Source organism: Clostridium sp. HMP27, assembly GCF_000765165.1.
Taxonomy (GTDB): Bacteria; Bacillota; Clostridia; order Clostridiales; family Clostridiaceae; genus Clostridium_AK.
This window is the reverse complement of sequence record NZ_JMFY01000029.1, coordinates 1-24,764: the sequence shown is the minus strand read 5'-3', so window position 1 is coordinate 24,764 and position 24,764 is coordinate 1. Positions and strand designations below refer to the sequence as shown.

The window sequence follows — 24,764 nt, the reverse complement described above, 5'->3', positions numbered from 1 at the left end:
TGTAATGTGTACAAGCTTTTATGCATAGATAATTTAAAGGTTATGAGAGAAAACGGAGAATCCATAGCCTTACTTTATCATGCAACGGGTACGGGGAAGACTGTTACTGCAGTGGAGGATGCCAAGGGATTTAATAAGAGAACTCTTTTTATAGCTCACACAGATGAACTTATAAACCAAGCAGAAAACACATTTAAAAGTTTATGGAAAGATAAAAGCTGTGGGGTGTATAAGGGCGGCAGAAAGGAAAAGGACGCCTTTATATTATGTGCCACAATTCAAAGCATGAATGCAAATTTAAAGGATTTTAATGCTGAGGATTTTAAATACATAATAATTGATGAAGCCCATCATGGAGCAGCGGAAACTTATAAAAAGCTACTTAGTTATTTTAAGCCTGAATTTACATTGGGACTAACTGCAACCCCTGAAAGAGCTGATGGAGAAAGTATATTAGAATTATTTAAAAAGGTAGCTCATAAATTGGACTTAAGAACAGCTGTGGAGCTTGGAGAACTTGTGCCTATAAGATGTATTAGAGTTAAAACCAATGTGGATTTACAGAGCGTTAGAATAAATGGAATTAAGTATAATTCAAGTGACTTGGAAAGCAAGCTTTATGTACCAGATAGAAATAATTTAATAGTGGATACTTATTTAGAATATGTTAAAAATGAAAAGACTGTTGTGTTTTGTGCATCGGTAAAACATGCAGAAGAAGTAGCAGCAATATTTAGGACTAAAGGGGTAAGAGCAGAAGCGGTGTCTGGCTACCTTATGAAAAGAGATAGAGAAAATATACTTAAAGAATATGAACATGGAGATTTAAATGTGCTTTGTGCCTGTGACCTTTTAAATGAAGGATGGGACAGTCCAAGAACTGAAGTGCTTTTTATGGCAAGGCCAACTATGTCAAAAACTATTTATCTTCAGCAGTTAGGCAGAGGAACTAGAAAATTTCAAGGTAAAGAATGTTTAATGGTATTTGACTTCATAGATAATGCAGGACTTTTCAACATGCCCCTTTCAGCCTATAGATTGTTTAATATGGATAAATACGTTCCAGGAGCATTGGTACTTGGAGGTAAAAAGGATATGGTTATCGAAGATGAGCTTATAAGAAGAGGAGAAAAGCCAGCAGCATATTTGGACTTTCCTGTAAGTGCCTATGACTATGAATATATAGATTTATTCAATTGGCAGGATAAAGTTAAGGACTTAATTTCAGAAAGAGAATTTGTAAGAAGAGTATATGTGCAGGAAGGAGCCATTGCAGATAGGATAAAGAAGGGATTAATAACTCCAGATTTTCAAGTGCCCATGGCAAATAAAACTTTCAATTATTTTAAGGAAGAAAGCATTGAAAAATATGCTAAGGAATTTGGATGGGAGCTTATAACTGCTGCAAACATGAAGGATAAATTTATAGACTTTATAAGCAAAATGACCATGGCATATTCCTACAAGCCAGTACTTTTAAAAGCAATGCTTGAATATGCAAATGATAAAGGAAAAGTTCTTATAGAAGATATAGTAGATTACTTCATAGATTTCTATGAAGATAGAAAAAATAAGGGGCTAATAGTAGAAAAGCCAAAAAGTCCTTACTGTACGGATAGCTACACAAGAAAGGAAATAGAAAAGAACATATTTTCAAATCCTTTTGATAAATACGAGCAAATGAATTTTATGAAAAAATCAAGAGATGTGGAATATGTAGAATTTAACTCAAACATATGGAAAAAACTCACTGATGAAGATAAAAAACACATTGAAGAAATATGTGATAAAAAGCTAGAAGAATACTTTAAGAAACTAGAAGCATAAGAGGGGAATATTAATATGACAAATTGTCTATTTTGTAATTATGATAAAGAACTTATAATAGCAGAAAACAAATATGCCTTTGCAATAATGGATAAGTTTCCAGTAAACGAAGGCCACACTTTAGTAATACCTAAAAGACACTTTCAAAGTTTCTTTGAAGCCTCAGAGGAAGAAATAAAAGCAATTTACAGCCTTTTGCATGAAGCAAAAGAAATGCTGGATATTCAATATGAGCCCCAAGGCTATAACATAGGAGTAAACGACGGATACCACGCAGGGCAAACAGTAATGCATCTTCATGTGCATGTGATACCAAGATATAGAGGAGATGTGGAGAATCCTAGAGGGGGGATTAGAAATTTTAAGAGGGCTGAGGTGGAGTATTAGGGGAGAAATAGCAAGTGAAAAACTCTTTCCAGTTTTTGATTGGAGCTGACACATAGGGAGAGGCTTGACTGGAGCTTTCTAAGGTTTTTAAGTAAATATTGAAGTGCGTTTTATGTTCCCTCATACCATAGTTTGAGGGGATTTTGCTTTAACTCAACCAGCAAATATAAAAATTGGGGTAAAAAAGAATATATAAAACTAACTAAAGATAACCCAATAAAATTCCTCCTAAAATCCACCAGCCAGTTTTTCTATAAAGAGGGGGATACCTTCTGTCTAAACAGTAAACTGGAAGGCTTTAAAGATAATAAAGTATTTCTAAAACGTCTTAAGGATGCAGTAGAGTTTAGAGAAAGAAAGTTTTATAGAAGGAGATTGAAGGAGAAATAGCGAAGTAGATAGCATAAGATAAAAATTGTCTCTATTATTTTAATTAAGACTAATTCTATGAAAACATAAAAATTTGCATTATTAAAAATTAAAAGAGAGGATCAGAAATATGAAGGCTAATGAAAAACTTTTATTAAGATTTTTAGAATCATCGGATACTAATTTCGTAATTCCGGTTTATCAAAGAAATTATGACTGGAAAAGAGAGCAATGTAAACAACTATATGATGACTGTATTAGTGTCATAAGAAACAATTATAAAGCTCATTTTTTTGGTACTATAGTATCTATATATAATGATAGTGGAAGAAACAGAGAGTATTTAATAATAGATGGGCAACAAAGAATTACTACAGTATCATTGATGTTGCTGGCGATATTTAACATTTTGAGATGGGGGAGATTAAGAACTAATAGTATAATAAAAGAAAAAATTATTAATCAATACTTAATAAATCAGTATATTAATGATGACAGAAAGTTAAAGTTAAAGCCAATAAAAGATGACAGAGAGGCCTTTGAAAAATTATTTAATGGTAATGATGAATATACAGAAAACTCTAATGTAACTATAAATTATAAGTATTTTTATAATAGAATCTTAGAAGGAGAAATTACAATTGAAGAAATATATTCAGCCATAGAAAGACTTATGATAGTAGAAATTGAATTGAAAAATGGGGAAGATGATCCCCAGCTTATATTTGAAAGCTTAAATTCAACAGGTCTAGATTTAAATGATGCTGATAAAGTTAGAAATTTTATTTTAATGGGTCAATCTTCAAAAAGGCAAGAAGAGCTTTATAATAAATATTGGCACAAAGTTGAAAAAAATACCTTATATAGAGTTACTGATTTTATTAGAGATTATATAACTATGAAAGAAAGTAAAATTCCAAATATAAGCAAAATATATGTTAATTTTAAAAGATATATAAATGATAATAATATAGATATAGAAATATGTCTTAAGGATATGCTTGTATTTTCTCTGTATTATAATAAGATAATTACTAACAATATTGGTTTGAAAGATGCTGACGAGAAGCTAAAAAGAATAAATAAGTTAGAGGTAACTGTTTCATATCCGTTTTTATTGGAATTAATTGATGACTATTCCAATAGATTAATAAATGATAATCAAGTAAACGAGATTTTAAGCATATTGGAAAGCTATATATTTAGAAGAATTATGTGTGGAGTAGCAACTAATGCTTTAAATAAGGTATTTATGGCATTAGGTAAAGAAATAAAAAAATATAGCGATTACAAAGAAAACTATGTAGAAATATTAAAATATATTTTAATGAATAAAAAGTCTTCACAAAGAATGCCAGATGATGATGAGTTTAGAAAAAAGTTTTATGAAGAATCCGTTTATAATTGGAAAAGTAAAAATAAAATATATTTACTAGAGAGGCTAGAGAATCATAATAATAATGAGAGAGTTGATATAGAAACACTCATATCAAGCAATGAACTTACTATTGAACATATAATGCCTCAAACTTTGAACAAAACCTGGAAGGAAGAATTAGGTGAAAATTTTCAAGAAATATATAATAAATATGTGCATACTATGGGAAATTTAACTCTTACGGGATATAACTCATCTATGAGCAATAGATCTTTTAATGAGAAAAAAGAAATGGATAAAGGTTTTAAGGATAGTAGGCTAAAATTAAATAAATACCTAACTTTAATCGATACATGGAATGAAGAAACAATACTAAAAAGAATTGAATTGTTATTTAATAATGCTGTAGAAATTTGGAAGTATCCCGAAACAAGCTATACAGAAGAACGCCTAATAGATAATCTATATAGTCTGGTAGACGAAGAGGATTTTACTAATACAAAAGTTAGTTCTTTTATTTTTATGGGTGATAAATATAAAGTAAGAAATTGGACTCAATTATATGAAAAAGTTTGTATGATACTTTATGATATTGATCCATCTATATTTATTAAGCTTACAAATAAAAAGTTTCATGAAGAATACTTAGATAAACGCTTTTCAAATAAAGAGAATGCTTTAAGAACTGCTTCAAAGATTTCAGATAAAGTGTTTATAGAAAAAAATCTAAATACTGAAGCCAAACTTGCTACTTTAAGAGCTATATTTGATGAATATAATTTAGATTACAATGAGCTAACATTTTATATAGATTAGAACTTTGCATAAAAAAGTTTAATTAAAAGGATGTGTTATCATGTCAACAACCCATGAAAAACTAAATGTGATCGGGACAAGAAAGGAAATTAGAAGTCAAGTAATTACAAAGTTTTTAGATGAGGAACCTGGAACAGGAAAAGGTGATAAGTGTTCAAGATATATATATGAAGTAGAAACTTTAAAGAATGGAGATAAAATATATCTTAAAAGACCTGCGGCATTAAATAAGGGTGTTGATTTTACAGTTCATGTTGAAAATATTAAATTTAGGCCTAGAAACATGGTGGACATGCCAAGTCACGATAATATAATTCAAGATTTAAAGTTGAAGGTTGTGGAAAATTCAAGTGAATATGAAAAAGTAAAGGATGTTATTAACAAGTCATATAACTGCGAATATGTATCAGATAGTGAATATAATGAAATTAATTTTAAAAGTGGACATCCTATAGATGCAATATTAAAAGCTATTAAATGGCTATTTATAGAGCAGGACGTAACATACTGGAATTGGAGTGGCAGGGCTATGTTATATAATGGTTTAAAGGAAAATAATCTTGTTTAGAAATCTTGTTATTACTTTTTAATTTTATGTCAATAATCTAAGTAGAGGTGATTATTGATGAACTCTATTAAAGAAGAATTGCAATGCACTACAATATGGAGTTTTAAGGACAGAGGGGATTGGGCAACACATAAAGGCGATTACCCAGGAAATTGGAGTCCCTATGTTCCTAGAAATATTATTTTAAGATACAGCAGAGAAGGCGATTTAGTTTTAGATCAATTTCTAGGAAGTGGAACTACAGCGGTAGAGGCTGCACTGTTGAATAGAAAATTTATAGGCATAGATATTAATGATAATGCTTTACTCTTAGCTAGCAAGAGATGCAGTAATTATATTAATAAAAATATATCTATTATAAAAGGCGATGCAAAAGATTTAAAAGATATAAAAGATGAAACAATAAATTTAATCTGTACTCATCCTCCATATTCAAATATTATTAAATACAGCAAGTATAATAAAGATGATATATCTTTGCTAAGTTTAGAGGGATATTACAAAGCTATGGATAAAGTTGCAAAGGAGTGCTTTAGAGTTCTTAAGGGAAACTCCTATTGTGCTATTCTTATAGGAGATACAAGGAAGAATGGATTTATTCAGCCATTAGGATTTAATGTAATGAATAGTTTTATAAATGCTGGGTTTATCTTAAAAGAAATAATTATTAAAGAGCAGCATAATTGTTCATCTACAAAAAAGTGGATAGAGATAAGCAAGAAGAGGAATTTTCTTCTTATAGCCCACGAATATTTGTTTGTTTTTAAGAAAATTTTAAAAGAGCTACCACAATAGCTCTTTTTTAATGTACAATAAAAAGGTTATTAGGTTTAAAAATTATATTAATGGTGATTATTATGAATACATATAAAGAAAATACTGATTTTAGATTATATCAGGGAGACTGTAATAAAGTTTTAGGAAAATTAGAAGAAAAGTCTATAGACTTAATATTTGCAGATCCACCATATATGCTTAGCAATGATGGAATTACTTGTCAAAGTGGTAAGATGGTGAGTGTAAATAAGGGAGAATGGGATAAATCAAAGGGTTTTAAAGAAGATGTAAAATTCCATAAGAAGTGGCTTAAGAGTTGTGATAGAGTTTTGAAGGATGAAGGTACCATATGGATATCTGGAACCTATCATTGTATTCATCAAATAACATATTTACTACTAGAAATGGGATACTACATAATAAATGAAATTTCATGGATAAAACCTAATGCAGCACCTAATATGGGGTGCAGATGTTTTACAGCAAGCCATGAAATTTTAATATGGGCTAAGAAAAATAAGAAAGCAAAGCACACATTTAACTATGAATTTATGAAGCAGTTAAATGGAGGAAAGCAAATGAGAAGCTTTTGGGAAATACCTACCACTCCCAAAAGAGAAAAAACCTTTGGAAAGCATCCAACACAAAAGCCCTTAGAGTTATTGAAAAGAGTAATATTATCCGCATCAAATGAAAAAGACTTAGTATTGGATCCCTTTGTAGGTTCGGGAACCAGTGGAGTTTCGGCGCTTATGCATAATAGAAGATTTGTTGGTATTGACATAGAAAAGGATTATTTAGATTTAGCATATAAAAGACTAACGGAAGACAATATGAATCGGAGTGAATTAAATGATAAAAAATAGTGTAAAGCCGTTTTTGAAATGGGCTGGAGGGAAAACTCAGCTTTTGGATGAAATAATACAAGAATTACCTACGAATGTTAAACAGTTAAAGAGATATGTTGAGCCTTTTGTAGGAGCTGGTGCTGTATTCATTTGTTTTTTAGAAAATGATTGGTTTGAAGAGTATATTATAAGCGACATAAACTCTAAATTAATAAATTTATATACGGTTATAAGAGATAAACCAGAAGACTTAATTCAAGAAATACAAGAATTGAAAACTAAATATTTAGAAGCAGACACTGAAAGAAGAGAAGAACTATTTTATGAAATAAGAGATAACTTTAATAATGCTGCTTGTAATAGCTTAAAATCAGCTGCATATTTTATATTTTTAAATAAGACATGTTTTAATGGATTATATAGGGAGAATTCCAAGGGAGGGTTTAATGTTCCGTTTGGCAAATACAGTAATCCAAGTTTCTTCGATGAGGCGCAGTTGAAGGAAGTATCTAGATTGTTAAATTTAAAAAATAAAAATGGAGAATTTAAAGTTAAGATATTAAATAAAAATTTTACTGAACTAGAAGGATATATTGATGCTAACACATTTGTATATTGTGATCCTCCATATAGACCAGTAACAGTCGGGGGGTTTACAGCCTACAATAAAAGTAATTTTAATGATGAAGCACAGATTTTGTTAAGGGATTTTTATAAAGCAATAGATGCTAAAGGTGCAAAAGTAATGTTAAGTAATTCAGATCCCAAAAACCTAGATGAAAAAGATACTTTTTTTGATGATTTATATTCGGAGTTTAATATAAAAAGAGTTTATGCTAAAAGAAATATAAATTCTGTAGGTAGCGGAAGAGGTAAGATTACAGAGTTACTAATAACAAATTATAAAGATGATGCCAAAATAGAAGTAGCATTAACCCAAGAGAATACACAAATAAAAGGGTACTTGGAAGCTGAATCTAGTGAATTAGTAAAGATATTTACCCAATCTTTATTAGAAACAAATAGAGGATTTAATTTCTATGTGAATTGGGAAAGGCCAGTTACAATTATAAATCAATATAATATAGAACTTAATACTTTAAATGCATTGGTTAAAAACAAAAATTATGATGAAGATTTTAAGAAAATAGTTAAGAGATTTCCAACAGTGATAAATGTTTTACCAGCTTTATTTGCTTTATCGAAAGATGAAAGAGAAAATTTGAAAAAGGGTAAAGAAGTTTTAAAAGTTATAAATATAGAGTCTATGGAAGATGACTTACTTGAGTACAGATTTAATTTTGAAGAGGATGAAAAATTAACTGAAGAGGAAATAGAAAAATACTTAGATTTTACTAAAAAAATAGGATTAAAATACTTATTCACAGATTTATTAGAGAAACATTTAGTTGATTATTTAATGGGATGTGAAGTGGGATTAGATAGCAATGCAAGAAAAAATAGAGGTGGCTTAGCATTTGAATTAGCCCTTGAGCCCATAGTATTGGGTGTTGCGAAAAAGTATGGAATAGAGATAATGATTCAAAAGCAGTTTAAAACATTAAGAAAAAAGGGATTTGTAATATCGGATGATATAGCCAATAGAAAAGCCGATTTTATATTAATAAAAGAAAAGATAGTAATGAATATAGAAGCAAATTTTTTCAGTGGCTCAGGCTCAAAACCAGAAGAAATAATAGATTCATATATAAATAGACAGTCAGATTTAAAGAGTGATGGAATTGAGTTTGCTTTAGTAACGGATGGTAAAAAGTGCTGGGGAAATGAAGAAAAACCTCAGCTATTAAAAGGGTATAGACATTTAAAATACCTATTAAATTTTAATATGTGTAAAAACGGAATGCTAGAAGAAATAATTAGGAGTGTATTTGAAATATAATCATAATTTATGGGGGAGTTTTGCATGAAATATATAAAATCTAACGAGACATTTAATTACCTTTTAAGTACTTTAAAGGATAGTATAAAAGGATGGAATTACTTTGTTAATTGGAATAAGGTAAATCTAAATGTTAAAAGTGTAGAGGTTAATCTTAATATATTAAATTACCTAATAGGAAAAGAAAATGTAAAAGAAGAATTTAAAATGTTATTAAGCCAATATCCTGAAGTTGTACAAGTGATACCTGTACTTATAGCTTGTAGAGAAAATACATTTAAAATACTAAAAACTGAAGATAAGGAAGATATAAGTTTTGAACTTGAGGAATATGAATTTAATAAACATAAAAACCTATCTGAAGAAGAAATAAATAGGGTTATTGATTTTTGTGAAAATACAGGAATACTTAAAATAATACAAAATAAACAGGTGAAAAATTTAGTTGATTATGTAATGGGCGTAGAAGTTGGACTTGATAGCAATGGACGAAAAAATCGCTCAGGAACTGCTATGGAAGATTTGGTAGAGGCATATATAAAAAAACTATGTAAAAAGCATGGCTATGATTATATAGCTCAGGCTACGCCTAATGGAATAAAGAGTAGATGGAATTTAGAAGTAAAAGTAGATAAGGCAAGTAGACGTTTTGATTTTGCCATTAAAACCAATGAAAAATTATTTTTAGTAGAAACAAATTATTATGGTGGGGGAGGCTCTAAGCTTAAAGCTACCGCAGGAGAATATAAGACTCTTCAAGATGTAATAACTTCTGATGGACATGAACTTATATGGATTACTGATGGATTAGGATGGATTACTGCAAGTAAACCACTGCAAGAAACCTTTGAGCATAATAATTATTTATTGAACTTAACTATGGTTCAGGATGGGATGTTGGAAGAGATTTTAATAGAAGGATAATTTTATAAATATTTATAATAAGAATAGATACTTGAAGCAAACTTATAAGTATCTATTTTTTATTAATGATTTTTACATAAATAGATATTAATTAGGACCTTTTTAAAATCGAAAGATATCTATAGCAATTAATAAGCAGGAAACTGTACCTGGGTTTCCGCTATGGTTCCTGACTCCATGGCAAGGTCTTGCCTCTAATGTGATAATGATTAACTAGAAAATGTTACATTAAAAACTTCAAGTAACTCTAGTTATATTTCGGTAAGTTCAATAATATGCTAAACTGAAAAGAATTTTTTGGAGTATATTTATGAAAGATAATAAGGTGAATGCTGCTCCAACTAAAGAATTTGTTATCCAAACAATTACAAAGGACATAAGAATTCAAGCTGCTATATTTGATTTAATAGACAATTCGATAAATGCTGCAGAAGCTTTAACAAATCCTAAGAGATTACAAGGATATAAGGTTGAATTGAAAATTAACGGAGCTGAATTTCAGATAAGTGATAATTGTGGTGGAATTTCAAGAGACAAGATATTTGGAGATGCCCTTAAAATTGGAAGTTCAATAGAATACACTGGTGGGCATGGAATAGGACTTAAGAGAGCTTTTTTAAAGATAGGCAAGAAGATCGAAATTTTATCCAATAGGCCTGATTATTCCTGTAGAATAAAAATTGACGTAGACAAATGGGGGAAGAATGACAATTGGGATATCAATATTAAGGAAGAAGCTTTTGAAGATAACTTGTCTCAGGGGTTGACTATAATTATAAGTAATTTGTATGAAGAAATTTGTAAAAACTTTTCTAAGCACAAGTTTATAAATGAATTAATAAATGAAATTGAATTAAGATATAGATATAAATTACAAGCGGGGTTTAGTATAGAAGTTAATAAAAATATTCTTAAACCAGCAGTAATAAATGGTATTAAAATAGCTGAATCTTCATATGAAAGCTTTGATGGAATAACTACAAAAATAATGCTTCATAACAATGTTACCTCAAAAGAAAATGGATGGGATATTATTGTAAATGGAAGAGTAGTGCTTGAGCATGATAAAACAGAAAAAACCTTATGGAGAAAAAATCTTATAAAGAAGGGACACAGCTATGAAAACTTTGTTGGTGAGGTATTTATTGAAGGAGAGAATATTAAAAAACTTCCTATATGGTCAACTAAGGATGGAATTGATATAAATTCAGAAACTTACGAGAAAGTTTTAAATCGTATGTATAATTTAGTAGATAAATATAGGGCGCCATTTATAAAACAGGAAGTAAGTATCCAATACGAAAAGCCTTCAGATCAAGTACAGGTATTAAAGGAATACTTTGATGTAACAACTGCAAAGGATGTAGGGAAGCGTTCATTTGAGTATACTTATAATAATGTAGGAAGTAATAAAGATAACTAATATCTAGGGACCTCCATAAATTTGAGAATATCAGATTTATGGAGGTTTAATTTTATAGAGCTATAGATAAGGCTAGAAATAGATATGCTAAAATCATATATTTGGTTGCAGTCATTTCTGAGGTTATTTTAATATTTTTCATCATAGAAACTCCTTTCTTGAAATTAGCTTTAGGTTGTTAAAAATTGAGGCCTTATTTCTTATCTCTTAATTGTTTATAATGCTATCTTGTAGTTCAACTAATTTTTCGATTGCTAATTTTATATTATTAATATCATCTAAACTTTTAGGAGTCAAAGAAAAAATATCAATGTTCTTAGTTAGTTTATCTATATCTTTTATTGCATTGCTAATAATCTTTTTTACCGCATAAGTAAGATCATTATCTGCAATTTTATAAACACCTCTATTTATCCTAATAATTTCATTTTTCTTTAGTAAATCTCTCCATGCAGCTGCAAATTGGCCATTAGTATAGCTGCCATACTGTTGAGATATAATTTTCTCAACTTCAGAGGTATGATATGATTTTCCGTCTTCTAGGATTGTTTTAATAAGAGATTTTACATCATTATTCAAATGTATTCCTCCTAAATAATTAATTGGTTTCATATAGTTTTATTATATGCTGCTCTTTCAGATAGATGAGTAATTTTCTGAAGAAAAAGCTCTTTCTTATAAAATAAGTTTTTTGGCAAATGAAAAATATTTTGGAATTTTGGTAATATTTTTGAATATTGACAATATATTATATTATAGCCGTAGTTATTTATAAGAAATATCGGCTTAATCATATTTGAAAATACTAATGAATAAGATATAAATGTTTGTAAGTATATAATTATAAGGAGTGATATTGTTGAAAATTTATTGTTTTACCAGCGAAGATTTAAAAAATATCTGGGCAGGGGTTGGCTCGCAAAAGTGGGCAGTTTCACAAAATGATAATAAGTACAAAATGTATAAAACAAAGGGTCAGAAAATGAATATTGGTTCCTTTGGAATATTCTATAGTACAAAAGAACAAATATTTACTACTCCCTTTATTGTTAAGTCACATATAAGTGAAACTGTGGAAGCAGATATTTGGAAAGAGGACTACATGTTTCCTTTTGAAATTAGAACAATTGGGACTCCATATAAAAATATAAGTAAAGCAGAAATACAAGATATATTATATGAAAATGGACTAGATGAAGATTGGTATAATGTGTTCCGAATTGGTGGACTAGTTACCTTTGTAGATTCAGAAATACCTGACAAAGTATGGGAAGAAATTCTTGTAAGATTAATGTAAATAGTTAGCAATAACAAAACAGAGCAAAGAAGTTTGTTCTGTTTTTTTGGTAATATTTCAGAGGAAAGCAAATATATTCTATTATAACGTTTATTTCTACTTAAATTAAGGTATTATATGTTTAACTGGGGGTGACTATCATATCTAAAATAACCAGAGAAATAGCAGCACAAATAAACTCAGAGATAGAAAAGGAACAAAAGAAAAGAGCTATTCCTAAGAAATTATTGGATACTAATTTTAAAATCCATATTTCACATAAAAAAACAATCGAAAATGTATTAGAAAGTATTGAAGATAAAATTATTATGCCAATATTGAATATTGAAGAAGATGATGATACAAAGATTCAAAGGATTGTTGAATTAGTATCTAGTAATGAAAATATATATCTTCATATTGATAAAATCAGTAACATTTATGAAAAGAAAAATGTAATAGAAAAGTTGGTGACTGGACATGATTGCTTTGATAAAAAGGAACTGCTTGATAATACTGTGCTTAGGGTGAATATGCAAGATAATCAAGGAAATAGAGTAGAAATTATATCTATGCTTAATATTAAGTTAGAACATAAGACGCATAATGAATATAGATATTTAACTGAAGTAAGTGATATAGACCACTACTATTCAGATTTTAGCAGTATTATTTCTAAAATTTATTTATTAAATGAGTTGTATAAGTTCCTGCGTAATAATCTTCATATAGTGGAATATCCTATTATTGAATCAATGGAGGATTTTGATTATATAAATGTATCTAGCGATAAAGCTTTAAATATAGTGTCAGATTTGAAGAAAAAATATAGTTTAAATTATAAGATACATATGGACAGGCCTTCTAAAGTCAAACCCATAGTTAGGCTAATAGAAGAAGACACATTTAACATCTGTAATAATTTTATTATCAGAAGAAATGTTATAAATTCTATTGATTTTCCTGAGGATGTAATTCATAACATAGATTTAGCATTAAGGTATATAAAGAAGGAAAATAAGAAAATAGAAAATGAAGTTAAATTAAACTATAGTGGATATGCTTTAACTTATGAAACTAAGCGAAATATTCCAACCAAAACACTTGGAAAGATGAAAGAAAATAAATTTTTAAAATGGTTTGGATACGTAGAAATTGATGAACAATGTGATTTGAATAAGATAATCCAGCTAGAAGAGGAATTTGAGAAATATATGGAAAGGATAAATAGCAAGAATAAAATTGTTTCCAATTTTATTCCATAGGGTCTGGCCCCATAGCAGTAACTGGAAGTTACTGCTTGCTATAGATTTTAATATGCTAGAAGAAGTCATGGAACTAGATTATAGAGAAAGGTTTCTTAGCAAGTGGGTTGCAAGCCTCCCACTAGTTTCCCCGGGGGACGTAAACAAATTGTTAACAATTTGTCTTGCTAATGAAAGAATTATGGGGAAAAAAATGAATTATATAGCTATAGACTTTGAAACTGCAAATAAAAAAATAGTCCATGCTCAATTGGTATTGTGGTTGTGAAAAATGGACATGTTATAGAAAAAATGCATCATTAATAGCTTGAAATTTGATATGTTACTGAAATCTTGTCCAATTAATAGTAATGGAATAAGATTTCAGCAGCATAGACCCTAATACAATGACTTCTTCAAGATGCTGTATTACGTTCTCTTGTGCTATTGTACCTAGAGAATTTAAATCTTTTATTATCTTCCGTTCTTTCTATAGCATTTTCTATATGCACTAATAACTTTTCTAGAAGGTAATTCTCATTTATATCATTATCCTTTTTTTCTAACTCAACATAATATCCTTCTGTTGCTATAGTAACTATTTCTGCATTAGATACTAAATAATTAAAAACAGACATATCCACGGCATTGATAGCTTTTTTAGTATGGAAACAATCTAAATCAATATCTAAAATATATTTCTTGTTTATTCTATTCGAGATGAAAAAACCAGGTATAAACTTATTTATTTGACTTAATTTAAACAATAGTTCTTGTCCTTCTATTACCTTATCATATAGATCAATTTGGCACTCATCGCCATGTGAACTTTTGTTACATTTGCTAGTGCAGCAAGGATCTATATAGTATATTTTACTATTGGCATAATCTCTACAAATACCTGCACTAAGTAAACTAAATACTACTGCATCTGATATTATCCCTGTTTGCAATGCAAAATCTATATGCTCATTATTACGAAGCATTTCTAATGCTGTTGCAATTGTACTTGATTCATTTATATCTACATTTGCTATCAATTGATCTCTTACGGGTCTCCATTCTAGTCCAGCGACCTTACGGGAGTGCCTGTAAAATGCACTACGGGTATCCATATGGTGGTCAAAAGTTAATAATACTGGTACAGTTTCATTATTAGAAACATATTCTGACCAAGGGATTATAACTTCGTGATGATTCTCTACAATATAAATTTTCTTTCCCCCTACTACTTTCTCCGTTACTTTATCTGTTTTCAACGATAATCACTCCTAAAAAATAACATGCAAATTTCGACAATATATAACATATCACATCCTTAATAAAAATAGCAAGTGGGTTGCAAGCCTCCCACTAGTTTCGCCGAGGGACGTAAACTACACTTGCATGGCAACTCCGTTCCCACTAGGGTGACTGTCACCACCCGTAAAACCTCACAATTTAAGAACTTGTCTATAAAAAATAGATAATCCTTGGTGTAAAATCCCAAGAGACTATCTTTTTTTATAAGTTTAATGCATTATCTTTTATATAAAAGGAAACCTAATAACTTTGTAGAATCTTTTAATTATATAAACTTGTGTAATATTAAATAGTTATATGTTAGAAATCTAAGAAGGAGCAATGACAATGTCACTAAAAGATGGTGTATATGAACAAGTTATAAATAAAGAACTTAAAGCCAAGTTAAAGGAACTGGATTTAGATAAATATCTTATAGAAAAAGAAATTATAGATGTGGAAGAGGGGAAAACAGTACTATCAAATTATCTGTCCTCTGTGATAAAAAAATCCTTAAGCTTTATAAGGGAGAATAAGAAAAATGATGATAAAGAATCTCTTCTTTCAGAAATAAAGGCATGTAATGAAATTATTGAAATCTTAAGTAAGCTAGCAGATGAAAAAGGTATTGATGGATTAAAGGTTGACGAAGAGGGGGAAATTCTTACTGCTCTGTATTCGAAAATAAATAGTATTAGATCTGTAAAGAAAACAAAGACAGTAAGGCCTGTAACTCCACTTTCTCAAAGCTCCCTTTTTACTGGTTCAAAACAGGAGCCCAACATGATGAGTGAGTTAAAAAAGGAAATACTGTGTTCTGATTCCATAGATATGTTAGTGTCCTTCATTAAATGGAGCGGCTTAAGATGCATAATTGAGGAGCTAAGAGAATTTACAGAACAGGAAAATCATAAATTAAGAATTATTACTACTTCCTATATGGGGGCTACTGATTATAAGGCCATAGAAGAACTTAGTAAGCTTAATAATACAGAAATAAGGATATCCTATGATACGGATAGAACAAGGCTTCATGCAAAGGCCTACTTATTTAAAAGAGAAACAGGCTTTACCACAGCATATATAGGATCTTCAAATTTATCCAGTGCAGCCATTACTTCAGGATTAGAATGGAACATAAAGGTTACAGAAAAGGATTCCTTTGATATTATTAAAAAGTTTGAAGCTACCTTTGAAACCTATTGGAATGATGATGAATTTAGTGACTTTAATGGAGAAATTGAAGAGGATAAAAGAAGACTTTTAACCTCTCTTAAAAGGGAAGCTAAAATTGATGGCGATAATGATACTGTGTTTAGTTTAGATATACACCCTTATTATTACCAAAAGGAGATATTAGAAAAACTAAAAGCTGAAAGGGTGCTATTTGGTAAGAATAAAAATCTTATAGTAGCAGCTACTGGAGTTGGTAAAACTGTTATTGCAGCTTTTGATTATAAGGACTTTTCACGCCAGTATAAGAAAGAGAAAAATAGACTTTTATTTATAGCTCATAGAGAAGAAATACTAAAACAAAGTAGGGATACCTTTAGGGCTATATTAAAGGATAATAATTTTGGAGATTTGTATGTTGGAGGAAACATACCAGAAAACATTGATCATTTATTTATGAGCATTCAAAGTTTTAATTCCTCAAAGTTATATGAAAAAACTACACAAGATTTTTATGATTTTATTATTGTAGATGAATTTCATCATGCAGAAGCTCCTTCCTATGGAAAGCTTTTGGATTATTATACTCCAAAGATATTACTGGGGTTAACTGCCACCCCAGAAAGAATGGATGGTAAAAATGTTTTAGAGCGCTTTGATGATAGAATTGCAGCAGAGATGAGGTTGCCAGAAGCTATAGATAGAAAGCTTTTAAGTCCTTTTCAATATTTTGCTGTATCGGATAGGGTTGATTTATCAAAGTTAAAATGGACTAGAGGAGGCTATGATAAGAAAGAACTTGAAAATGTGTATACAAGTGATGACCTTAGAGTAAATGAAATAATAAAAAGTGTGTATAAGTATGTTACGGATATAGATAAGGTTGTTGGACTTGGTTTTTGTGTAAGTGTGGAGCATGCAAAATATATGGCAGATAAATTTAATAAAGCGGGAATACCTTCCATTGCAGTACTAGGAGAAAGCAAGGATGAAAAAAGAAACAGTGCTAAGAAGGTGCTTGTGCAAGGTGAAGTTAAGTTTATATTTACAGTAGATTTATATAATGAAGGGGTGGATATACCCGAAATAAATACAGTGTTGTTTTTAAGACCAACGGAAAGCTTAACAATATTTTTACAGCAATTAGGAAGAGGGCTTAGACTACATGAAGATAAAGAGTGTCTTACAGTTCTTGACTTTGTAGGTCAGGCTCATAAAAGTTATAACTTTGAGCAAAAGTTCAAGGCTTTAATGGGAAAATCAAAGCATTCAGTGGAGTACAGCATAAATAATGGATTTTTAAATCTTCCTAAGGGTTGCCACATACATTTAGAAAAACAGGCTAAGGAATATATATTAAGAAATATAAAAAGTGCAAAGCTTACAAAGGCGAATATTATAAGTAAACTTAAATACTTTCAAGAAGATACAGGTAAAGAACCAACCCTTAGTAACTTCTTAGAACATTATAGCTACAGTTTTATTGATGTTTATGGTAAAAATGGTGATAGAAGTTTTACTATGATGAGAGCTGAAGCAGGTTTAATAGAGGATTATACAAATAAAGATGAATTACTTATTATAAAGAGGCTTAAGAATTTGTTTCATATTAATTCAAGGAGATTTATAAAATTTGCAGTAAAAGTGTTAACTTCAAAGGTAGAATTAGAAAATAATAAATTAACTGAAGAAGAAAAGTATATGATGGGAATGTTGTATTACAGCTTTTATTTAGAAACTCCTGAAGATCAAGGATATAAGTCATTTTTAGAGGCATTAAATGCCCTTTGTGATAATAACAAAGAAATAATGAAGGAAGTTGTGGAAATCCTTCAATATAATTATGAACATATTGATTTTATAGATAAAACTGTTGAATTGGGCTCAGCTATTCCACTAGATCTTCATTGTACTTATTCCACAGATCAAATTATGGCTGCTTTTGGTTATTATAATGAAGATAAAAAGCCATCCTTTAGAGAAGGAGTGAAGTATTTTAAAGATATAAAGGTAGATGCTTTTTTTATAACATTAAACAAAGCAGAAAAGGATTATTCACCATCAACTTTATACGAGGATTATGCAATAAACGAAAGAATGTTTCATTGGCAGAGCCAAAGCAGAACTTCAGTGGAAAGTGAAACTGGGCAGAGATATATTAATCACTTAAAAACAGGAAACAAAATAATCTTGTTTGTAAGAGAAAATAAGAAAAAAGATGGAATCACCGCACCTTACACCTATCTAGGAGAAGCAGAATATATAAGGCATAGTGGAAGTACTCCTATAAGTTTTGTTTGGAGATTAAAAGAACATATGCCAGCTTGGATGATGGAAGTGGCTAATAAGGGTGTGGTGTAGGAAAAAGTAATTCTAATAAAGAACTACAGGAATTTATATAGTATAAGTTTCTGTAGTTTTATTTTTTAGGAAGAAGTGATTATATAGCAACCAGAGAATGCGCATCGTATTCCCTGGAAAAGGGCCTGAACCTATGACAGGAACTTGTACTATGATTATAGTAAAACAAGTCTAGAAAGAGCTTAGTTAGATAATAAAAGAACAGTTTAATTAATATACATAATATGAATGCTAATTAAATTTGAGGTTTACAATGGATGGTATCCAGATAGAGATATTTTCAACTTTACAATTTTTCTAATAGATGAAAAATCACAAAATTTGTTTGAGTAAAATGATTAATAAAAGAAGGTGCTCGAGGATTTATTAAAGGATGCCGTTGTGAAAGCTATTAATGATTTGCTGGGGCAAAAGGATGATTTTTTAGAAGTTCTTAGTAGTAATATTGAAACGGTCATTAATGAGCAACTATTAAAACGATTGATTGGCAAAATTAGAATTTATGAAGAGAAGATTACAGTGGAATTCAAGTCCGGAATTGAATTCCAAACTGACGAGTAATTGATACAACACTACACCCGTAGCTCTTTTTTGCAGAGTTGCGATTTTTTTATTTGGAAACATTTACGAGTTCATATTGTAGATTTAAGCCAAATTGTTTACAATATATGTATTGAGGTATGGAGGGATCGTAATGGAAACTTCGGATATGATACGACAATTATGTGACCAGATGAATATCAGTATTTCCGAATTAGCAAGACGATTAGCCCTGAAGGATACTATGAAGAGTATCTAAAAGGAAAAACTAAAGAACAGATTATGACCGCTATCCGTGGGCTTAAGCAAGAAATAGAGCGTCTTAAAAATATAATGGAAAGCCCGGACTATGGCAAAGAGCCTATTATGCATCCGAGCGAAGATACTCGTATTCACTGGACTCGTGAATACTTAGAAAGAGCCAAGCTTGCCTATGCTGAAGCTGGTGGAACTTATACCTTATCAAAATCAGAAGAAAAGACAGCTGACTTTGATGCAAATATGGATGCCATATGTAAGATTACATTTATAGCCGCACTTATAGACCTTCACATCGGTGAGTGGTGCAGAAGATATTCAACTAAACGCTTTGGATACACGGTGTGTGATGGTACGCAGTGGGGGTTGGAATTTGAATATAACAATGGTCATAAACCAGTGAGATTTCATGGCGATAACTCATATCCGTACAACTTTAATAAGTTCCTAATGCTATTTGGCATTGACGATACAGAGGAGGATGAGGATGAGTAAATTTGATATTTTGATAAAATACATACCTATGATCCAGGCGGATAGCGTTGGTGAATGGGTTATTGATAAAGAAAACGATGGAACGCCGGAGCATCCGATACAGATGCCTTTTGTGGGGTATTCTGAAATGGTGCATAACTTCATCAAGGATGTTTACACCTTTGAAGAAAGTAATAAAGATATGGAACTTACCCTCTATGGAGATATTCTTAAAGATAACGGCCTTGAATGGGGTACGGAATCTATGAAGAATGCTGACGTTTCAAATTTGAATGCACAGTGTGTGCTTGCGCTTATTATGGGTGCTGTTAGAGCCGAGCGCTTTTGTGATGGTGCGTTATTAGATTTCTTTAAGTGTGGCTGCATATTGAAGTGGCTTGAAAGATTAAACAGTATTGAGTAAAGGAGGTTTGACTTTGGATATAAACAAAATGAAAGCTCTATCATATGATGAGCTGCGTGCTTTGTATAGGAACTTCCTACATAGCCAGAACATTTCAAAATTAACAATCAATACTGCTTATGTGGATACCTTCTACCTCTGGAGGAAAGGGAGCAAAGACCTGTTTTGGAATGCGGTGACCGCTACTGATTTTGAGAATGTGGCAAAAGAGGCATTAATACTCTTTTGCCTCAAAGTATTGTAGTCATCACAATCCACTCGATTATCCGATTTATGATAGCTACGTCGATGAGGTACTTCGCTATTTTAGAAATCGTGATAGCTTCTCAGATTTCCAAGATGGCGATTTGAAGGAATATATAAAATTCAAAGGCATTCTGATTGATTTCCGTGCCTTCTATGGCTTGGATAAATATAACCTGAAGCAAATCGACCAGTATGTTTGGCTGCTCGGGAAGGATTACTTCCCGAAGAACTATGGAAAGAAAAAACAAGGAGACAAGTAGGAGGTAGCGGTTTGACAATCAAAGAAAAGAATTAGTTAGTGTATCATGTGGATTTAATTTTACGTGATATAAAACGGGTGGAACAAATAATCAAAGATACGGAGCAAGGAATTGTTACTGCCAATTATCAGACCGGGCATCCCCATGGTTATATAAGTGCCATGTATCGAGGAGAATTCAGATGAAAGAAAACAAATATGATGACAATACATTTTTTCAAAAATACAGTCAAATGAGTCGCTCGCAGCAGGGTCTGGCCGGTGCAGGAGAATGGGAAACATTGAAAAAGCTGCTACCAGATTTTAAAGATAAGCGTGTGCTTGACTTAGGATGCGGCTATGGTTGGCACAGCATCTATGCTATGGAAAATGGTGCCTCTTCTGTAGTAGGTGTTGATATGTCTCATAAAATGCTTAAAGTAGCAAAAGAAAAAACGCATTTCCCACAGATTGAATATAGATGTTGTGCTATAGAAGATATAAGTTTTCCAGATGAGAGCTTTGACATAATGCTCAGTTCATTGGCATTTCATTATATAGAAGACTATGAGAATTTGATTAATAACTTGTATAAAATGTTAAAGCCAAATGGAACACTTATTTTTACGGTTGAACATCCTGTTTTTACTTCCTATGGAACACAGGAGTGGCATTATAACGAAAAAGGAGAAATACTGCATTTCCCGGTGGACAATTATTATTATGAGGGAAAACGGACAGCTGTATTTTTGGGAGAAAAAGTTACAAAATATCATAGAACACTGACCACATATCTAAATACACTGCTTTCAAATGGCCTTTTAATAAATCAGATTGTGGAGCCACAGCCACCAGAAAACATGATGGATATTCCGGGGATGGAGGATGAAATGCGCCGTCCCATGATGTTGATTGTATCTGCAAGAAAAGTATGTAAATAATATAGAAACAAAAATTATTTCATAGTGGATTAAGCTACTTTTTTATTTAAGGAAGGAGAATAATATATGATATCCGAAAGTTATAAGTTTACAGTAATTCGCGCGGATAAATTAGATTTAGATGCTCGGCTGCAAATATCCGAAATATTTGCAGAGGGATTTACTCAATGGCTGGGGTATTTTTCTACGGATAAAAATATAATAGCCAAAGCATTTGCCCATATGTTTGTTTTAGATCAATTTTATGTTGCAGTTAAGGACAATAAAATAGTAGGAATGGTTGCATGTACAGACTGCAGGACACTATCAGTGAGATTAAATAAAAAAGAACTGAGAAGGTACTTAGGTTTATTCAAGGGCAGCATTGCAGCAATTGCTTTAAAAAAAGAATTTGAACGCCCTTTTAAAAATCCGTTACCTGAAACAAGTTCCATTGAATTTGTTGGTACAGCTTCTGAATTCAGAGGTCAGGGTGTGGCATCACAGATCATAAATCATATTATTAAGAATACAAATTTCCGAGAGTATTTAATTGAAGAGGTTGCAGATTCGAATACACCAGCTATGAACTTATATAAAAAATTAGGTTTTGTGGAATATAAACGGACGCCTGTTTCACAAAAAAGTGCCAAAAAAACTGGAATAAATAATTTCATAGCATTAAAATATATTAAATAGAAACACAGTAATAAAAATGAAAAGGAAACATTACTCCCGAGGGAAATACTACATCAAAGGGGGTAAGCAAAGTCATTTTGTTCAATTCTAATTTGTCTGATTGATAAACAGTGTTGTAGTTAGTTAATGACATTTTTATAAGCATACAAGATTGAAGTGGATATGTTTCCGAGAACAGATGGTTTGAAAGACATCAATGCTATCCTCTCGAGCCACCCAGTAAAAGGTAACATATCAGTATAGGCTTGAGCACCTTTTAGCGATATCCATATAATTTAGAATTAATAGCAAGAATAAAATTGTTTCCAATTTTATTCCATGGGGCCTGACCCCATGGCAGGAATTGCAAGTCACTGCTAGCTATTTATAAAGCAGAAAATAAGTATTCAATATGGAAAGCTTTCAGATCAAGTATAGGTTTTAAAGGAATACTTTGATGTGATAATTGTAAAAGATGTGGGAAAAAGTTTATTTGAGTATACTTATAATAGGGCAGCAAAGAAGGAAAGATAAACTTAAATATAGAATCTCCAGAAATTTAGGGTTTGTTAAATTTCTGGAGATTTAAATTTATGTAATGAAAATTTTATTAAGGAATTTATAGTGCCTGTAATAAAGGTAGTGGATAGGATATAATTAGAATATACAATACTTATATGTATATGTAAAAATTCCAAAAGGAGCAATGACATGTCATTAAAAAATGGTGTATATGAGCAGGTCATAAATAAAGAACTTAAAGCTAAGTTAAAGGAACTGGACTTAGATAAATATTTTCTTGAAAAAGAAGCTATAGATGTGGAAGAGGCAAAAACTGTACTATCAAATTAGCAAGAATAAAATTGTTTCCAATTTTATTCCATAGGGTCTGGCCCCATAGCAGTAACTGGAAGTTACTGCTTGCTAATGCGATTGACCGGGCAAATAGTAATTTGCTTTCGGAGGTGTTCTTATACGTAAAAGACGAAATAGATATTCCGCCTGAGCAAATAACTAGTTGCGAGGAAATATAGATTTTATGATTTTACTAGTTTTGATGAAAAGAGCTAGACAATCCTAGTAGAGATGATACGAGAGTTACTTGGATGACTTGAGTGAAGAAGCTATAGAAAGACACAGCGGTTTGTGGAGTTGTATAGTACCATTTGCGGAATGAAGGTGAAAAATAATGAGAATAGGAAGAAATGATCCTTGCCCTTGTGGCAGTGGTAAAAAATATAAAAAATGTTGTCTTGGAAAGGATGATGATGTTTACTATTCTAATCCTCTTAATCTTTTAGAAACTTATAAAAAAGTGCGGAAAGAATCGAGAATTAAACAATGTCTACATCCTAAATCAGACGAATGCTCTGAAAAAATAATCGGGGCACACTCAATTCAAAACAATAAAATAATCAAGCGGTTATCTTCTAATGGGATAGTGTATATGCCTTGTCCAAAATCAGATAATCCATTTGCACCAATGACTGTGTATGGAAGAAAAGAGGCAACTGTATTTACAGGCTTTTGTGGATATCACGATAAGACGGTATTTCAACCTATCGAGGATGGAATGTTTGATAAAAGTCTACAGCATATTTTTCTTTATACATATAGATGTTTTGCCATTGAGTATCATAAAAAGCAAGAAGTTATAAATATGGAAAGAGGCATATTTAAAATAAAACCATCATTAGCAAATATGCCAGATGAAGAAAATCCATATCGTGGAATGCATATGGCAATTGATGATTTTCAAAGTGTAAAAAAAATCTTTGATACAGCTTTGTTGACGGGTAATTATGATGTGCTTTCTAGCATTGTTTGGGAGTTTGGTCAACCGGTTAAATTTGCTGGTACTGGTTTTGAAGCTATGACACATGATTTAGAAGGAAACAAAATACAAGATTTATTAAATCCTAATGTTTTAGCAAAGCATATTTTTGTTATGGTGTTTCCAGAAGGGGAGAAAACGTATTGCATTATATCTTGGCTCAAGGAAAATGATGATTTATTTGCAGGGTATAAACAAGAACTTTTGAGTCTATCAGAGGAAAAGAAAAAAATATATATCAATAATCTATTACCCATGATTAGCGAAAATATTGTTGTAAACCCTGAAGCTTGGGATAATTGGGAAGAATACAAACGTAATGAATTCGGTGCAATAGAGTTTGGAATGGCAACTTTGTTTGAAGCAGAAGGAGACTACTGGGATAGACTTGAACCGCCTGTTTATGATTTGTTTGATTTGTAAAGAGATTTATTGAAATTCTATCTATCGCCATAACTTTTGCCAAGTCAATGATATATCGTCAAATCTGACTATAGCAGGTTGATATGTTTCCGTAAACAAAAAGAAATCAATGGATATATTCCCTTGAACGACCAATAGCATTTGACGTACTTGCTATCCTCTCGAGCCAACAGGAAA

Annotated in this window: 21 protein-coding genes and 3 pseudogenes; 22 read left to right on the top strand and 2 right to left on the bottom strand. The window is 30.9% G+C overall.

Annotated elements, in window-relative coordinates; genetic code table 11:
* Window positions 1-6: 6 nt before the first annotated feature.
* The 9 genes from DP68_RS13215 to DP68_RS13175 all read left to right on the top strand — a co-directional run bounded on the left by DP68_RS13215 (window position 7) and on the right by DP68_RS13175 (window position 11,217).
* Window positions 7-1,827 (top strand): DEAD/DEAH box helicase, encoded by a 1,821-nt coding sequence (locus tag DP68_RS13215; protein ID WP_291549188.1) that lies wholly within the window; start codon window positions 7-9, stop codon window positions 1,825-1,827.
* Window positions 1,828-1,842: 15 nt separating this feature from the next.
* Window positions 1,843-2,214, top strand: a complete 372-nt coding sequence (locus DP68_RS13210; RefSeq protein WP_035310294.1) for an HIT family protein — start codon at window positions 1,843-1,845, stop codon at window positions 2,212-2,214.
* A 499-nt stretch (window positions 2,215-2,713) separates the two neighbouring features.
* The gene (locus DP68_RS13205; protein WP_035310292.1) at window positions 2,714-4,777 is read left to right on the top strand and encodes a DUF262 domain-containing protein; all 2,064 of its coding nucleotides are present in this window, start codon (window positions 2,714-2,716) and stop codon (window positions 4,775-4,777) included.
* Between the two features lie 40 nt (window positions 4,778-4,817).
* Window positions 4,818-5,345 (top strand): hypothetical protein, encoded by a 528-nt coding sequence (locus DP68_RS13200; protein ID WP_035310290.1) that lies wholly within the window; start codon window positions 4,818-4,820, stop codon window positions 5,343-5,345.
* A 57-nt stretch (window positions 5,346-5,402) separates the two neighbouring features.
* On the top strand, window positions 5,403-6,140 hold the full coding sequence (locus DP68_RS13195) for a DNA methyltransferase (protein WP_035310289.1): 738 nt from the start codon (window positions 5,403-5,405) through the stop codon (window positions 6,138-6,140).
* Window positions 6,141-6,202: 62 nt separating this feature from the next.
* Window positions 6,203-6,988, top strand: a complete 786-nt coding sequence (locus DP68_RS13190; RefSeq protein ID WP_035310288.1) for a site-specific DNA-methyltransferase — start codon at window positions 6,203-6,205, stop codon at window positions 6,986-6,988.
* On the top strand, window positions 6,975-8,870 hold the full coding sequence (locus DP68_RS19280) for a DpnII family type II restriction endonuclease (protein WP_081957225.1): 1,896 nt from the start codon (window positions 6,975-6,977) through the stop codon (window positions 8,868-8,870). The genes DP68_RS13190 and DP68_RS19280 overlap by 14 nt, the downstream gene beginning before the upstream one ends.
* A gap of 24 nt (window positions 8,871-8,894) precedes the next feature.
* Window positions 8,895-9,794, top strand: a complete 900-nt coding sequence (locus DP68_RS13180; RefSeq protein ID WP_291549179.1) for a type II restriction endonuclease — start codon at window positions 8,895-8,897, stop codon at window positions 9,792-9,794.
* A gap of 310 nt (window positions 9,795-10,104) precedes the next feature.
* Window positions 10,105-11,217, top strand: a complete 1,113-nt coding sequence (locus DP68_RS13175; RefSeq protein WP_035310284.1) for an ATP-binding protein — start codon at window positions 10,105-10,107, stop codon at window positions 11,215-11,217.
* A 207-nt stretch (window positions 11,218-11,424) separates the two neighbouring features.
* Here the strand turns inward: DP68_RS13175 and DP68_RS13170 are convergent, their stop codons facing one another.
* Entirely contained in the window at window positions 11,425-11,796 is a 372-nt protein-coding gene (locus DP68_RS13170; protein WP_035310282.1) for a hypothetical protein, read from the bottom strand.
* A gap of 280 nt (window positions 11,797-12,076) precedes the next feature.
* Here DP68_RS13170 and DP68_RS13165 point away from each other — a divergent pair, with 280 nt between their 5' ends.
* The 3 genes and pseudogenes from DP68_RS13165 to DP68_RS19670 form a co-directional block, all read left to right on the top strand.
* The gene (locus DP68_RS13165; protein WP_035310280.1) at window positions 12,077-12,514 is read left to right on the top strand and encodes a hypothetical protein; all 438 of its coding nucleotides are present in this window, start codon (window positions 12,077-12,079) and stop codon (window positions 12,512-12,514) included.
* Between the two features lie 131 nt (window positions 12,515-12,645).
* Window positions 12,646-13,758, top strand: coding sequence for a hypothetical protein (locus DP68_RS13160; RefSeq protein WP_035310278.1), 1,113 nt, complete (start codon window positions 12,646-12,648; stop codon window positions 13,756-13,758).
* Window positions 13,759-13,951: 193 nt separating this feature from the next.
* Window positions 13,952-14,058, top strand: a pseudogene (locus tag DP68_RS19670) (DNA polymerase III subunit epsilon); the annotation flags it as partial.
* Window positions 14,059-14,153: 95 nt separating this feature from the next.
* Here the strand turns inward: DP68_RS19670 and DP68_RS13150 are convergent.
* Window positions 14,154-14,996 (bottom strand): UPF0489 family protein, encoded by an 843-nt coding sequence (locus DP68_RS13150; protein ID WP_035310275.1) that lies wholly within the window; start codon window positions 14,994-14,996, stop codon window positions 14,154-14,156.
* Window positions 14,997-15,366: 370 nt separating this feature from the next.
* Between DP68_RS13150 and DP68_RS13145 the strand changes: the two genes are divergently transcribed.
* The 10 genes and pseudogenes from DP68_RS13145 to DP68_RS19890 form a co-directional block, all read left to right on the top strand.
* Complete coding sequence (locus DP68_RS13145; protein ID WP_035310273.1) at window positions 15,367-18,552, top strand: DUF3427 domain-containing protein; 3,186 nt, start codon at window positions 15,367-15,369, stop codon at window positions 18,550-18,552.
* A gap of 381 nt (window positions 18,553-18,933) precedes the next feature.
* Entirely contained in the window at window positions 18,934-19,113 is a 180-nt protein-coding gene (locus DP68_RS13140) for a hypothetical protein (RefSeq protein ID WP_035310271.1), read from the top strand.
* A 261-nt stretch (window positions 19,114-19,374) separates the two neighbouring features.
* Complete coding sequence (locus DP68_RS13135) at window positions 19,375-19,845, top strand: hypothetical protein (protein ID WP_291549169.1); 471 nt, start codon at window positions 19,375-19,377, stop codon at window positions 19,843-19,845.
* Window positions 19,838-20,248, top strand: coding sequence for a DUF6508 domain-containing protein (locus DP68_RS13130; RefSeq protein WP_035310267.1), 411 nt, complete (start codon window positions 19,838-19,840; stop codon window positions 20,246-20,248). Before DP68_RS13135 ends, DP68_RS13130 begins: the two co-directional genes overlap by 8 nt.
* Window positions 20,249-20,261: 13 nt before the next feature.
* On the top strand, window positions 20,262-20,492 hold the full coding sequence (locus tag DP68_RS19665) for a hypothetical protein (protein WP_035310264.1): 231 nt from the start codon (window positions 20,262-20,264) through the stop codon (window positions 20,490-20,492).
* A gap of 303 nt (window positions 20,493-20,795) precedes the next feature.
* Window positions 20,796-20,930 (top strand): annotated as a pseudogene (locus DP68_RS19660) (nucleotidyltransferase domain-containing protein); the annotation flags it as partial.
* 5 nt (window positions 20,931-20,935) lie between these two features.
* Complete coding sequence (locus tag DP68_RS13120; protein ID WP_035310263.1) at window positions 20,936-21,673, top strand: class I SAM-dependent methyltransferase; 738 nt, start codon at window positions 20,936-20,938, stop codon at window positions 21,671-21,673.
* A 66-nt stretch (window positions 21,674-21,739) separates the two neighbouring features.
* On the top strand, window positions 21,740-22,351 hold the full coding sequence (locus tag DP68_RS13115) for an N-acetyltransferase (RefSeq protein WP_035310261.1): 612 nt from the start codon (window positions 21,740-21,742) through the stop codon (window positions 22,349-22,351).
* Between the two features lie 690 nt (window positions 22,352-23,041).
* Entirely contained in the window at window positions 23,042-23,182 is a 141-nt protein-coding gene (locus DP68_RS19655; protein WP_291549162.1) for a hypothetical protein, read from the top strand.
* A gap of 340 nt (window positions 23,183-23,522) precedes the next feature.
* Window positions 23,523-23,591, top strand: a pseudogene (locus tag DP68_RS19890) (SEC-C metal-binding domain-containing protein); the annotation flags it as partial.
* Between the last annotated feature and the right edge of the window lie 1,173 nt (window positions 23,592-24,764).

What these genes read in the sequence shown, in the direction of transcription:
- DP68_RS13210 (WP_035310294.1), top strand. Translation starts at nt 1,843, where the DNA reads ATGACAAATTGTCTATTTTGTAATTATGATAAAGAACTTATAATAGCA.
- DP68_RS13205 (WP_035310292.1), top strand. Translation starts at nt 2,714, where the DNA reads ATGAAGGCTAATGAAAAACTTTTATTAAGATTTTTAGAATCATCGGAT.
- DP68_RS13200 (WP_035310290.1), top strand. Translation starts at nt 4,818, where the DNA reads ATGTCAACAACCCATGAAAAACTAAATGTGATCGGGACAAGAAAGGAA.
- DP68_RS13195 (WP_035310289.1), top strand. Translation starts at nt 5,403, where the DNA reads ATGAACTCTATTAAAGAAGAATTGCAATGCACTACAATATGGAGTTTT.
- DP68_RS13190 (WP_035310288.1), top strand. Translation starts at nt 6,203, where the DNA reads ATGAATACATATAAAGAAAATACTGATTTTAGATTATATCAGGGAGAC.
- DP68_RS19280 (WP_081957225.1), top strand. Translation starts at nt 6,975, where the DNA reads ATGATAAAAAATAGTGTAAAGCCGTTTTTGAAATGGGCTGGAGGGAAA.
- DP68_RS13180 (WP_291549179.1), top strand. Translation starts at nt 8,895, where the DNA reads ATGAAATATATAAAATCTAACGAGACATTTAATTACCTTTTAAGTACT.
- DP68_RS13175 (WP_035310284.1), top strand. Translation starts at nt 10,105, where the DNA reads ATGAAAGATAATAAGGTGAATGCTGCTCCAACTAAAGAATTTGTTATC.
- DP68_RS13145 (WP_035310273.1), top strand. Translation starts at nt 15,367, where the DNA reads ATGTCACTAAAAGATGGTGTATATGAACAAGTTATAAATAAAGAACTT.
- DP68_RS13135 (WP_291549169.1), top strand. Translation starts at nt 19,375, where the DNA reads ATGACCGCTATCCGTGGGCTTAAGCAAGAAATAGAGCGTCTTAAAAAT.
- DP68_RS13130 (WP_035310267.1), top strand. Translation starts at nt 19,838, where the DNA reads ATGAGTAAATTTGATATTTTGATAAAATACATACCTATGATCCAGGCG.
- DP68_RS13120 (WP_035310263.1), top strand. Translation starts at nt 20,936, where the DNA reads ATGAAAGAAAACAAATATGATGACAATACATTTTTTCAAAAATACAGT.
- DP68_RS13115 (WP_035310261.1), top strand. Translation starts at nt 21,740, where the DNA reads ATGATATCCGAAAGTTATAAGTTTACAGTAATTCGCGCGGATAAATTA.
- DP68_RS19655 (WP_291549162.1), top strand. Translation starts at nt 23,042, where the DNA reads ATGTCATTAAAAAATGGTGTATATGAGCAGGTCATAAATAAAGAACTT.